Origin of the sequence: Aeromonas fluvialis, from assembly GCF_000819885.1 — a bacterium.
GTDB classification, from domain to species: Bacteria; Pseudomonadota; Gammaproteobacteria; order Enterobacterales; family Aeromonadaceae; genus Aeromonas; species Aeromonas fluvialis.
The window spans coordinates 109,698-121,640 of the sequence record NZ_CDBO01000034.1; the positions used below are offsets into that span (position 1 = coordinate 109,698).

Annotated in this window: 11 protein-coding genes; 5 read left to right on the forward strand and 6 right to left on the reverse strand. The window is 57.9% G+C overall.

What is annotated here, in order from left to right:
* Window positions 1–56 precede the first annotated feature (56 nt).
* A complete protein-coding gene (locus tag BN1125_RS07255) occupies window positions 57–785 on the reverse strand; it encodes a DUF8198 family protein (RefSeq protein WP_042011473.1) in 729 nt (242 codons plus the stop codon).
* Window positions 786–1,045: 260 nt separating this feature from the next.
* On the opposite strand from BN1125_RS07255, the gene BN1125_RS07260 reads away from it, so the two are divergent.
* Window positions 1,046–1,378, forward strand: a complete 333-nt coding sequence (locus BN1125_RS07260) for a polyhydroxyalkanoic acid system family protein (protein ID WP_042011474.1) — start codon at window positions 1,046–1,048, stop codon at window positions 1,376–1,378.
* Window positions 1,379–1,633: 255 nt separating this feature from the next.
* Complete coding sequence (locus tag BN1125_RS07265) at window positions 1,634–3,064, forward strand: wax ester/triacylglycerol synthase family O-acyltransferase (RefSeq protein WP_042011475.1); 1,431 nt, start codon at window positions 1,634–1,636, stop codon at window positions 3,062–3,064.
* Between the two features lie 115 nt (window positions 3,065–3,179).
* On the opposite strand, the gene BN1125_RS07270 is transcribed toward BN1125_RS07265, so the two are convergent.
* From BN1125_RS07270 to BN1125_RS07285, 4 genes are all read right to left on the reverse strand, one after another.
* The gene (locus BN1125_RS07270) at window positions 3,180–3,968 is read right to left on the reverse strand and encodes a tetratricopeptide repeat protein (RefSeq protein ID WP_042011476.1); all 789 of its coding nucleotides are present in this window, start codon (window positions 3,966–3,968) and stop codon (window positions 3,180–3,182) included.
* 25 nt (window positions 3,969–3,993) lie between these two features.
* On the reverse strand, window positions 3,994–4,635 hold the full coding sequence (locus tag BN1125_RS07275) for a TetR/AcrR family transcriptional regulator (protein ID WP_005345492.1): 642 nt from the start codon (window positions 4,633–4,635) through the stop codon (window positions 3,994–3,996).
* A 1-nt stretch (window position 4,636) separates the two neighbouring features.
* A complete protein-coding gene (locus BN1125_RS07280) occupies window positions 4,637–5,824 on the reverse strand; it encodes a patatin-like phospholipase family protein (RefSeq protein ID WP_042011477.1) in 1,188 nt (395 codons plus the stop codon).
* A 94-nt stretch (window positions 5,825–5,918) separates the two neighbouring features.
* Window positions 5,919–6,491, reverse strand: coding sequence for a phasin family protein (locus BN1125_RS07285; protein ID WP_042011478.1), 573 nt, complete (start codon window positions 6,489–6,491; stop codon window positions 5,919–5,921).
* A gap of 248 nt (window positions 6,492–6,739) precedes the next feature.
* On the opposite strand from BN1125_RS07285, the gene BN1125_RS07290 reads away from it, so the two are divergent.
* Window positions 6,740–8,713, forward strand: a complete 1,974-nt coding sequence (locus tag BN1125_RS07290; protein WP_042011479.1) for an SDR family oxidoreductase — start codon at window positions 6,740–6,742, stop codon at window positions 8,711–8,713.
* Between the two features lie 90 nt (window positions 8,714–8,803).
* Here the strand turns inward: BN1125_RS07290 and BN1125_RS07295 are convergent, their stop codons facing one another.
* Window positions 8,804–9,679 carry an esterase/lipase family protein gene (locus tag BN1125_RS07295; protein WP_042011480.1) on the reverse strand — a complete coding sequence of 292 codons (876 nt, stop codon included), beginning with the start codon at window positions 9,677–9,679 and terminating at the stop codon, window positions 8,804–8,806.
* Between the two features lie 170 nt (window positions 9,680–9,849).
* On the opposite strand from BN1125_RS07295, the gene BN1125_RS07300 reads away from it, so the two are divergent.
* Both BN1125_RS07300 and BN1125_RS07305 read left to right on the forward strand, forming a co-directional pair.
* Window positions 9,850–10,152: a YebG family protein gene (locus BN1125_RS07300; protein ID WP_005360490.1), complete on the forward strand. Its 303-nt coding sequence runs from the start codon at window positions 9,850–9,852 to the stop codon at window positions 10,150–10,152.
* Window positions 10,153–10,532: 380 nt separating this feature from the next.
* The gene (locus BN1125_RS07305; protein ID WP_042011481.1) at window positions 10,533–11,813 is read left to right on the forward strand and encodes a tyrosine-type recombinase/integrase; all 1,281 of its coding nucleotides are present in this window, start codon (window positions 10,533–10,535) and stop codon (window positions 11,811–11,813) included.
* The last annotated feature ends 130 nt before the right edge of the window (window positions 11,814–11,943 follow it).

Consider the following 11,943-nt stretch of genomic DNA (forward strand, 5'->3'; position numbering starts at 1 on the left):
ACAGCGGGCCCGTCGGCCCGCTTTGTTATTGTGGCGGCGGCTCCCTCGCCTGAGCCTTACTCCAGCACACTACTGTCGCCGTTAAAGAGCGCCGTCATGAGCGCCGTCTCGCGACTGGCGATAGTCTCGAGGAACTCGGTGGCACGCCCCATCTGATGACACACCTGATAACCGCGCTCCACAAAAGAGAAGAGCTCGCCAAGCCCCGCCAGATGAGCGGGCCCGGACACCAGCTTGAGGGTTGTGCCAAGCAACGGCTTTCTCGCCAGCCGGTCCAGGGTCATGCCAAGCTCGCTCACCAGGGTGATCTGATGCTCACGGCGCGCCTGTTCACCCACGGCACGATAGGCGATGGTGTAATGGGCTGGCGTGATGGGGTCAATCCCATCAATGCGCCGCAGCGCCACCACCATCAGGTAGTCCAGCTCTTCGGAGAGGGCATCGAGCTCGATCGCCTGTGCCAGCACCTTGAGACCGGACTCCGGCAACAGCCGCTCGGCGGTTGGCATCACCCGCATCACGTCTGCATCGCGGCGGGCGCAATCTCCGGGTCCATAGAGATCGGTCAGGAAAAACTCGGCAGCAGGGCCGTAGCGCTCACTCTCCAGCAGATCGCTATGGGTGCGCCCGAGCCGGTCGGCTTGCCATTGGCGCAGCCTATCCCGATCCTCCAGATCGGCAGGGTGAGCCCGCATCTGCTCGCGCAATGCAGCCACCCCGTTGAGTTGGCGATATAACCGCCCCAAGGTGCTATCGTCGTCGTGGGCATGTTCTTGATGGGTCATTTACTGCTCTCTGGCCTCGGGCCCATTGAGTGGGAGCTGATGGTATGAAGATACAAGTGAATGAAAAACAAGCAGCTTTTGCCTGAAAGTTCAGTGACAAGTGTAGCGCGCACGGGGGAGGGAATAAATGCCATCCCCCCTTGGCGGCCGTCATCCCTGTCGACTCTGTTAAGTCAGTCCCATTTATGTGAACGGCCCTTTCACTTGTTGTGAACATGTGTTTAATATCAATAAATATCTTCTGACCCAGAGTAACGATCATGTTTTTCCACTCGCTCGCTGGCAGCAGCGCACTCTCCACCATTCAGATCAACCGTCAGCATCCACTGGGGCTGGCCGCCGCCCGACTCGCGGCCGAGGCCATCGCTCGGGATATGAGCGAGAGTTATCAACTGGAGTGCGAATGGATAGATGAAGAGGAGACTGAGTTGCAGTTTCGCGGTTCAGGAGTGCATGGCACCCTCACCCTGAAGGAAGATACCTTGGCACTGGACGTACATCTTGGCTTGATGCTGATGCCGGTACGCAGTGTACTGGAGCAGGAGATCGTCGATTATGTCGATAATCGCTTACCTTGCCCCAAACGTGTTTGAAACTCTTCGTTGCACTGGCTTTAAATAAACCAGCTGTAAACGATGGCTGTTTGAAATAAGTTTGCAAGCCATATGGTTTGTCATATTTATTATCCGGCGAGGTCTAGATTCTATTTTGTAAGTAATTTTTCATCTTTATTTCATATTTCGAGTCGGCACTCATTAATGTCATTCTGATTACATCAAGCCTTCATCCGGATATGAGGACTGGAGCAATTTGCCGCCTCGGTAAATTCATTTTGTAGGGAAACAACCATGCCACTGAGTGAATTTATCTCCTGCGTCGATACCGCCTGGTTACGCATGGACAGACCGAATAACCTGATGCAGATCATCGGGGTCCTGATGTTTGAAGGGGAGCTTGATGAAGCGCGTCTGCGTGCCGGATTGCGCCACACGATTTCGGTACAACCCCGCTTCCATCAGCGGGCCGTGCTGGAAGGGGGCTCCTACTACTGGCGTAATGATCCCGATTTCGATCTCGATCAGCACCTCAAGCGAGTGATCCTGCCGGGTGAAGCGGGCAAGTTGGAGCTGGAGAAGCTGGTGGCCGATCTCGCCTCGACGCCGCTCAACCACCAGCGCCCCCTGTGGGATATGCACCTGACCGACACTTCGCTGGGTGGGCAAGCGCTGGTGGTGCGCATTCATCACGCCATGGGCGACGGTTTCTCCCTGGTGAGGGCCATGCTCACCATGATGGATAACACCCCACAAGGTGCGCCGCGGCCACCGTCATCTGAACCTCTGGATAACTGCGATGACGAGGAGGAAGAGGAGATCCACCACGGCAGCCGTCTGGTGCGGGCCGGTCTCAAGCTGACCGGCACCCTCTGGTCCAAATATGTCGAAGTGGTTACCCATCCCACCAAGGCGGTGGATTACCTCAAGACCGGGCGGGATCTGGCGAGCGAGCTGTGCAATATCGCTACCCTCAGTGATGACTCGCCCTGCCGCTTGCGGGGCAAGACGGCCAGCACCAAGCGGGTGGCCTGGTCGGAGCAAATTGATCTGCCGGATATCAAGGCAGTGGGCAAGGTACTGGGCTGCTCGGTCAACGATCTGCTGATCGCCGCCACCGCAGGGGCGTTTCGCCACTATCTGCAGGAGCAGGGGGATGATGCCAACAAGGTCAAGATCCGCGCCCTGGTGCCAGTCAATATGCGTGGGCCGGATGATGAGGGGGCACTTGGCAACCGCTTCGGGCTGGTGGCCCTGGACTTGCCACTGGATGTTGAACACCCGTTGCAGCGGCTCTATACAGTGCGTGACCGGATGCAGGCGCTGCGCACCTCGCTACAACCCGTGGTGGTGCTCAACCTGTTACATGCCCTTGGCATGGCCCCCAATGCGGTGCAGCAGCAGGCCGTCGAGCTGCTCACGGCCAAGGCCAGCGCGGTGATCACCAATGTGCCCGGCCCGCAGCAGACCCTCTATCTGGCCGGCGCAAGACTGCGTCAGCCGCTGTTCTGGGTGCCGCAATCGGGAGATATCGGCGTCGGCGTCTCCATCCTCTCTTACGATCACAAGGTGCAGCTGGGCCTAATCACCGATAAGAAGCTGGTTCCGGATCCGGATCGGGTGGTCGAGCGGTTTGCAGTGGAGTTCGAGCAACTGCTGTTGCTGGTGCTGATGGAGCCGGAGCTGTTGTTTGACCCCAACGGGCTGGATGCGCTGCTCGGTTGAGCGTGCACTTAAGCGACCGGTGACGGCGTAGCCAACCGGTCAGCATCCATCATAAAAGAGGCCAACCCGCGGGTTGGCCTTTTGTTTTACTATCTCTTAGTGGCAGGAGTGGCGGTTAATCCTCCAGCTCCTCGCGCGCCGCCTCTACATCAAGGCGCTCCATGGCATCCATGGGTTCGCACTCGGCGGCTTCAGCATAGAGGGCTTCGGCGGCTTTCAGGCGGCTCTTGCCGTGCAGCATCACCTGAGCGTTGGCGTACTCCATGCGAGCGATAGCCGATTCGGGGATCAGCGCCAGCGCCTCCTTGAAGTGACGCTCGGACTCCTCCTTCTTGGCGCCATAGGTGAGGCCGCCGATCATGGCCCCCAACTTGTCGACGATCTCCGCATGCCAGGCACCAAAGGCGATATGGGCCTCGGCGTGAGCGGGCGCCAGCTCCAGCGCCTTCTCAAGGCTTGCCTTGATCTTGTCGCCAATGCCTTGCGAGAGGGCCTTGGAGATGGAAATGACCTGACTGTAGCGACCGAGGGCCAGCGCGTGGAAATACCAGGCGTTGGCGTTCCTGGGCTGGCGCTTTTGCAGCTTCTCGGCATGGCTGGCCGCCCGCTCGAAGGCGGCGCGCTTGGCATACTTGTCCTCCAGCAGGTAGCTGGCGTGGATCACCAGTGCCTTGTTTGCCACATTGAGGCCCGCCTCACCGGCCGCTTCACCAAGGGCGACGGCCCGGGCAAAATCCCCGGCATGATAGGCCCGCCAGGCATCCTGTACCTGTTCATCCTCGGGCCAGGGTTCGGCATCCCCCTGATGGAGACGATCCCAGTTGTCCGCCAGCTTCTGGCCAGCATAGTCATAGGCCGCATCCGCGTAGGGGAAGGGGACAAATTCGAGTTGTGAAGTGGTCATGCTTGTTCTCCCTGTAGCATGTGAATCAAACCTTGTCGGTGTAGTGGTGGGCGAGGGCGCCCAGATGAGCGCGGGCATCGGCCCGCAAATAGGGTGCGACCAGTTGCATTACCTGAAAGACGCCGAGGGCGATATCGGCGTCCGCCTTGGGGTGCAGTGCCCGCTGATAAGAGATCCAGAATGTGCCCACCAGCGCCACATTGGCCGCCAGCGTGCGCATCTGTTGCGCCGTGCCCTCCATCAGCCCGACCGTTTGCAGATGGTTGCAAATGGCGATGGCGGTCTGCTCCTTGCGGCGCAGCAGGGCGGAAAAGCGCTGTTCCACCTGATGATAACCACTCATCAGGGTCGCGATATCGTAGTAGAGGAAACGGTACTGCCAGATGGCTTCAAACATCAGGTGGAGAAAGAGCCAGATATCTTCTGGCTCATCGGACGGGGTGCTGACCGCCTCCAGCAGGCGATCCATCTGCTGTTCAAATTCGCAGAACAGGGCGTTGACGATCTCCTCCTTGTTGTGGAAGTGGTAGTAGAGATTGCCCTGGCTGATCTCCATCTCGGCCGCAATGGCCGAGGTGGTGACGCTGGGTTCCCCTTGTCGATTGAAGCAGGCGAGGGCAGTGGTCAGGATCCGCTCCCGGGTACGACGTTTGGGTTTGCGATCCATGCTACTCCTTTGGTGATGAACGGCGCACGCCGTGGCGATAGCGTTTGGCAAGCCAGTGCTGCAACTGCTCCAGCGACTTGTCGAGGGCGGCGACCGAGCCAATGCCGGGGGCCAACAGGGTGCGACCTTCATCGGCCAGCGCGGCCAGATTGAGCTCAAGGCCATGCTTGGCCAGCACCGGCGCAAGCTCGTCACGACGCTGCCAGAGATCGCGGCGGGTATGCTGGTAAGCGTGCTCGCAGAGGCGGCGGCGATCCCGATAACTGAACACATTGGTGAAGAACATCTCGCCATCGGCAGAAGAGGGCTCAAACAGCAAGGCGTCGGCGTCGGGATATTGGTGTTTGTAGCGATCCATCCCCACATGCATGCGGGAGTGGATGATGGCGCGAAAGGTCTGGGCCAGTACCACCGGCAGACCGCTGTCCACCAGATTGGTCGGCGCGCCGGCGGCCATGTCCGCATCATAGGGCACCAGCGGATTGATGCAGAACACCAGATCCGCCCCCTCTTCCAGCGCTACCGAAGCGTGCAGAGTCTTGATCAGCGCCCCGTCCACATAGTAACGACCGTTGATCAAGGAGGGCGGAAAGAGACCGGGCAGGGCGGCTGACGCCTGTACCGCCGCCGAGATGGGCACATCATCGAGCCCCGGGCTACCAAAGGCAACCGGATGACCGGTGTCGAGTTCGGTGGCTACCACAAATAGTCTGCTGCGCAGCTGGCGAAAATCATTGCTGCGGCCGGGACGAGAGAAAAACTGGGTCAGGGTGCGATCCACTCCGCGGTTGTCGAACAGTCCGGTCGGAATGGCCTTGGAGAGCCCCTGCAGCGACTCAAACAGGCTGCGCTTCCAGGGCGCCGCCAAATAGTAGGTCAGGCTCTGCCACGCCAGTGGCGGGATCGAGGTCAGGCGGTCGGCATATTCACGAAAGGCGGGTCGCAACAAGGTAGCCGGGTCAAACATCTCCCCCGAATCATCGCTGAGCAGGATCCGCACCAGCTTCGCCGGCGAGATGCCGTTGGCCAGCGCCGAGGCCACCACGGCCCCCGAACTGACGCCAACATAGATATCGGCATGGTCAAGGCGCAAGCCGTTGATGCTGTCAGAGAGGGCTGCGCAGGCACCGATCTCGTAGATGCCGCCGAGCGGCCCGCCGCCAGCAAGGGCAATTGCGATGGTACTCATAGCGTTGCCTCCCTATCCATGACATTCACCATGACAAGACCGGCCCAGCGAAGGGCATGGGCCGGTATCAGTCAACTTCCGTCACCGCGAGGGATCAGGGCAGGACGCTCTCTGCTTTGGCCTTCACCTCTTTCACCGCATCTTCGGCGGCGGAGAGGAGATCGGCAGCCTGCTCAACCACGGCCTCTTTAGCCTTGGCTACCGGTGCCTTCTTTACCGGAGGCTTGCGGGCCGCGGGCTTTTTGGCGGCAGCCGCTTTGGCTTCTGCGGCCGGGGCTTCCTCTTCCTGTGCATCCAGCAGTTGCTGGACCACATCGGTCAACTCGGCCATGCGCTTGGAGAGCTTATCGATATCCTTGCGGGTCGGAATGCCGAGGCTGGCCACAGCGCGGGCCACGCGATCTTCAAACACCTGCTCCAGACGACCCCAGGTATTGGCTGTCTTGTCGGTCACAGCGGCAATCTTCTCATCTGCGCTCTGACGGGTTTTTGCTTGCAGCGCTTCACCTTCCTGCACCAGGGCTTCAAAAATCTTGCCGCCCTCTTCCTGCGCCTTGGCATAGGCACCCAGACCCGCCAACCAGATCTGCTGGGTGGACTCTTTGATGGTGGAGGTGAGTTGGTTGTCGGTCACTGAACCTGCCAGCGCTTTAAGTTTTTTAGCCATGATCTTCTCCTTGAATAACGACAGATAAATGTAATGGCGACAACGAAACTGCAATCGGGTTGTGGCATTACTGATTTTTCAACTTCAGTCTAGGGACAAAAAATAGAGGGTTCTACCTAATAACGGAACAGGCACACCACCGAAATTAGGGTTTGCTCACGAACCGACAATCAAATTGCGGATTCCCATATGAATCGTGATATATCTAACAACCTAGTAACACCCTAATCAGTAGCAGGATTCTCTTTATGAACTATTTCATTACTGGCGGTAGTGGTTTTATCGGGCGTCGATTGATCAAAAAGTTATTCCAACAGCATCCCGACTGTATCGTCTATTTTCTGATGCGCGCCTCTCATCAGGATAAATTGTCGGAGTTATTTGCATTCTGGAATGTGGATGAATCGCGGGCAGTCCCGGTTTTTGGCGACATGACGCAACCGCTGCTGGGGGTATCGGTCGAAATACAGGAGCAGTTGATCGGCAAGATAGACCACTTCTTCCATCTGGCTGCCATCTATGATCTCAACGCCAAGGCCGGGATCCAGCAGCAGGTCAACACCGAAGGGACCCGTCAGGCTGTTCAACTTGCCGAGCGGCTGGGGGCGGGGCAGTTCCACCACTGCAGCTCCATCGCTGCAGCGGGCCTGTTTGACGGTCTGTTTCGCGAGGACATGTTCGATGAGGCCGAACACCTCGACATGCCTTACTTCCAGACCAAGCACGAAGCGGAAGGGATTGTGCGAAACGAGTGCACCATTCCGTGGCGAGTCTATCGACCGGGCATCGTTGTCGGCGACTCCAATACCGGCGAGATGGACAAGATAGACGGCCCTTACTACTTCTTCAAGACCATCCAGAAGCTGCGCCGTCTGCTGCCGCCCTGGATGCCCGCCATCGGGGTTGAGGGTGGGCGCATCAATATCGTGCCGGTCAACTTTGTGGTCGATGCCATGGTGCATATCGCCCATCAGGAGGGAGAGGAGAACAAGACCTTTCACCTGACTGATCCTAACCCGATGCGGGTTGGCGATATGCTCAGCACCTTCTCGCGCGCAGCTCATGCACCTGAACCGGCGATCCGCATCAACGCCTCGCTGTTCAACTTCATTCCCCGCCATTTGACGGCGATGCTGATGACCATGGCACCGGTACGCCGTATCCGCGATGCTGCCATCGCCGATCTGGGTCTACCCAAGGATGTGTTCCGACTTATCAGTTATCCCACCCGTTTCGACAGTCGCGAAACCCAGCGGGTACTGAAAGGCACCGGCATCGAAGTACCGCCGCTGCACAGCTACGCCTGGCGGCTGTGGGATTACTGGGAACGTCACCTCGACCCGGAGCTCTTCATCGATCGCTCCCTGCGTGGTCGGGTAGAGGGCAAGGTGGTGCTGGTGACCGGGGCCACCTCCGGCATTGGCCGTGCAACCGCACGCAAGCTGGCGGGGGCGGGGGCCAACGTCGTTACCATCGCCCGTGACGAGCAGAAGATTGCCGAGACTAAAGCTGAGTTTGCCGAGCTGGGGCTGACCATCGAGATCTATCAGGGGGATCTCTCCAATCTGGCGCAAGCCGAGGAGATCACCGCTCGCATCGTGGCCGATCACGGCGGCGTCGATATTCTGGTCAACAATGCCGGCCGCTCCATCCGCCGCTCCATCGAGGACTCCTTCGATCGCTTCCACGATCTGGAGCGCACCATGCAACTCAACTACTTTGGTGCGCTCAAGGTGATCATGGGGGTACTGCCCACCATGATCGAGAAGAAAAAAGGGCACATCATCAACATCTCCTCCATCGGGGTGTTGACCAATGCGCCGCGCTTCTCCGCCTATGTTGCCTCCAAGTCGGCCCTCGATGCCTGGGTGCGTACCGCCGCCTCCGAGTTTGCCGATAAAGGGGTCAGCTTCTCCATCATCAATATGCCGCTGGTGAAAACGCCAATGGTCGCGCCGACCAAGGTCTATGAGCAGGTACCTATGATGACGCCGGAAGAGGCGGCCGATCTGGTGTGCGATACTATCATCAACAAACATGTGCGACTGGCCACACGCCTCGGGGTATTTGGCCAGGTGGTTCACGCTCTGGCACCTCGCGTTGCACAGGTGATCATGAACACCAGCTTTCGCACCTTTGCCGATCCCAAGGATGGCGACAAATCCAAAGCCACCGCCGATCAGGTTGCCGTCTCGACCCTGATCAAAGGTATCCACTTCTAACTGGGTGATACGATAAAGAGATCAACAGGGGCCTGAGCAATCAGGCCCCTGTTTTATTTGGAATAGCAGTTGAAGAACGATCAAGGCGGGTCAGACTCGGGACAGCAGATCAAGCAGCAGATCTGTCGTGCGACGGGAGTAAAGCAGAGAGAGATGGCCAATGGCGGGCAACTCGATATCTTCCATTCCCACCAATCGTTGCCGCTCCTGCGGCATCACCACATTGTCGTGACTGGTGCGCACCGAGATGCCGGGTACGCAGAGAGGGACCGAAGCGAAACGCTGCAGCCAGCCGGAACCGGGTTCCATCTCGCGGGCATTGGCCCCAAGCCCAATGGCGGCCAGCTGACTCCCCTGATGAGGCGTAGCCAGCGTGATCAGGCGCACGACCTTGTCACCACCATGGATAGCCAGATAGTCGCGGCAGACCAGCCCCCCCATGCTGTGACCGACCAGCACCAGCTTGTCAGCCCCGGTCTGCGCCAGCACATCGTCAATCCGGGTGGCCAGCAGTGGCACCATCTCATCAATATGACCAAATGGTGGCATCAGGGTAATGGTGGCAACCACATGGCCTGCGGCTTCCAATCGGGCGCGCTGGGTGCGCCAGATACCGCGGCTGCAACCGTAACCATGTACCAGCAATACGGGACGCTGGCATGGACGCAGCCGATCGGGTGCCATCAACAAAGGCTCGAATGGCAACAGCAAGGTGAATGTGTAGAGGTAGGCCAGCATCTCCTGCGCCATCATCTTCACCCTGCGCCAGGGGCCGATAGCCGGGGAGGGGTAGAAGCGGGTAAACAGCCAGCTGCCGAGTACCACCAGACAACGCAACCCAAGCAGGGCAAACACAACAAACAGCAGGGTCAGCAACCAGGGGAGTCCCACGACCAAGTGGGCGATACTCCCGAGGAGCAGCACCTCTACCATCAGCAGGATAAACAGGTGTCGTACGATCGTCATAAGGCCATGATCCGACCAGTCTGGTGTGGAAGTCAAATGGCACTTTTAGACAGCTTGATCCAGCGCGGCTTTTGTCGCTAAACCCCGGCGAACTCTTTTCCGGTGAGGTTATTTGCAATACTGTATATCCATACATATACTCTATCCATCATCACCAAGAGGAGGCCATCATGGCTGTCGAGATCAAATATGTGGTTGTTCGTGGGGGAGTGGAAAAAATGACCTTTGCCAGCAAAAAAGAGGCCGATGCCTATGACAAGCTGCTGGATACGGCCGATGAGTTGATGACCCTGTTGGCTGGCGCCCCGCTCGAGCTGGCACCAGAGCAGCAAGAGAGTCTGGCATTCTACCTGGCAGAACAGCGCGATGTGCTGCAAACCCTGCTGCGCGGCGGCAAGGTTCAGGCAGGCACGAAAGAGGAAGAGGCCCCAGCAGCCAAGCGCAAGGAGAAGCCACTAAAGCAGGTGGCCTGATTGCACAGACCTGCTATTTCTCGGGATAAACAGCTCGCCGCATTCATTTTATTTGCATTTAAAACCATATTTACGGCTATTTACCCCGAGAATTTTCTAACAACGGTGCATATCCAATGCATAACTGAATAGTGTGTACCACTGAGCGACATCAGCCAGATCTATGAGGAAATAATGAGCAAACAGTGGAGAAAACGTTATCCAGATCGCTCCTGGTGACCTTAATCAGCAACAACAAGAGGTAGTACCAATCCCAATAGAAGCCGCATTCATGTATCACGAGCCCTTTTCTAGCGACTCGGCTCACAGGCTCATATCGACTCATCTCAGCATCAACAAGCAACACCATGACTCAACAACCATTATCCTTGCCGCCAGCCATGCCGCTGTTTGACAGCCTTATCTATCTGGAGGCCGGTAACCCACAGGTCAATCAGTACCTTGCCAACCTCAGCCTCAACGATGTACCCGATGCCGGGCTGGTTTACGAACTGGCGGTCGATTGGCTGCTGGAGCAGCGCAACAGCGAAAACAACTACAAAACCTATCGCAGCGAACTGACCACTTTTTTGCACTGGTGCTTTCGCGAGGCGGCCATCAGCCCGAAAGATCTCACTCGCCGCATCATGATCCGCTATCTCGACTACTGTCAGTCCCCCCCTGACGAGTTGATCGCCTATCGCAACGTGGCGCAGTTTGTCCTCGACAAGGAGTGGGGAGAGCGGTTGCCCAACCCGCAATGGCGACCGTTTCTCGGCAAGCGGGAGCTGGGCCGCACCTTGCCCTATCGCCTGAGCGAGCAGGCGATGAAGACCAAGCTCGCCATCTTGTCGGCTTTCTTCCAGTACCTTATCCAGGAGGAGTACATGGACAGAAATCCCGCCCTGCTGCTACAACGGGTCAAACGACCGCAACAGCAGCAGACCGATGAGCAGGTGCAGGCCTTCAGCGAGTTGCAGTGGTCATACGTGATGCAGGCGGCCGATACCCTGGCCAGCGACCAGCCGGAGCAGCACGAACGCAGCCGGTTTCTCATCGTCCTGATGTACGCCTGCTATTTGCGGATCTCGGAGGTTGCTGCCAGGCCGGGCTTTAGCCCTGTCATGGGGCAATTTCGCCGCGATAACAAAACCGGAGTCTGGGGCTATTTCATCCCAACCAGCAAAGGGGGGAAACGACGCACCGTAGCGGTTTCCCAGGCACTGCTCAATGTCCTTGAGCGTTACCGAGGGTTTCTCGGGCTGGCACCCTTGCCGACACCAAATGAACAGACGCCGCTCTTTATCCGCCATAAAGCGGCCGCCCACGGGCGGGAGCAAGGTGAGCTCAATGCCAACCTCGGGATCCGCCAGCTGCGCGAACTGGTTCAATCGGTGATCATCAGGGCAGCAGAACTGGCGGAGCAGGACGGCTTTGAGCAGGATGGTGCCGAGATGCGGCAACTGACTCCCCATGCCATTCGCCATACCGGGATCACCCATGACATCAACCTGCATGGGAGACCGCTTTCCCACGTACAGGCCGATGCCGGACATGACAGCATCGACACCACCTCGAAATATCTGCACACCAGCCACAGTGAACGACATGAGAGCGCCCAGCAAAAACCGCTGGACCGATTGCATCAACGCATGAGAGATAACAAGCAGAAAGAAAGATAAAAAGCGGAACCCAACCTCAGATTTTTTCAAACCATGGGTGACGCATCAGTATCTTGCTCAAGCTCAGTGAGGTTAATGTGTCCTTCTTCGGATGGCATACATACAGACAGGCCCCCCGTGTCAGGATAGA

Excerpts from the sequence above, each read along its gene's own strand:
- BN1125_RS07255 (WP_042011473.1), bottom strand. The coding sequence starts at position 785 with ATGACCCATCAAGAACATGCCCACGACGACGATAGCACCTTGGGGCGG.
- BN1125_RS07260 (WP_042011474.1), top strand. The coding sequence starts at position 1,046 with ATGTTTTTCCACTCGCTCGCTGGCAGCAGCGCACTCTCCACCATTCAG.
- BN1125_RS07265 (WP_042011475.1), top strand. The coding sequence starts at position 1,634 with ATGCCACTGAGTGAATTTATCTCCTGCGTCGATACCGCCTGGTTACGC.
- BN1125_RS07270 (WP_042011476.1), bottom strand. The coding sequence starts at position 3,968 with ATGACCACTTCACAACTCGAATTTGTCCCCTTCCCCTACGCGGATGCG.
- BN1125_RS07275 (WP_005345492.1), bottom strand. The coding sequence starts at position 4,635 with ATGGATCGCAAACCCAAACGTCGTACCCGGGAGCGGATCCTGACCACT.
- BN1125_RS07280 (WP_042011477.1), bottom strand. The coding sequence starts at position 5,824 with ATGAGTACCATCGCAATTGCCCTTGCTGGCGGCGGGCCGCTCGGCGGC.
- BN1125_RS07285 (WP_042011478.1), bottom strand. The coding sequence starts at position 6,491 with ATGGCTAAAAAACTTAAAGCGCTGGCAGGTTCAGTGACCGACAACCAA.
- BN1125_RS07290 (WP_042011479.1), top strand. The coding sequence starts at position 6,740 with ATGAACTATTTCATTACTGGCGGTAGTGGTTTTATCGGGCGTCGATTG.
- BN1125_RS07295 (WP_042011480.1), bottom strand. The coding sequence starts at position 9,679 with ATGACGATCGTACGACACCTGTTTATCCTGCTGATGGTAGAGGTGCTG.
- BN1125_RS07300 (WP_005360490.1), top strand. The coding sequence starts at position 9,850 with ATGGCTGTCGAGATCAAATATGTGGTTGTTCGTGGGGGAGTGGAAAAA.
- BN1125_RS07305 (WP_042011481.1), top strand. The coding sequence starts at position 10,533 with ATGCCGCTGTTTGACAGCCTTATCTATCTGGAGGCCGGTAACCCACAG.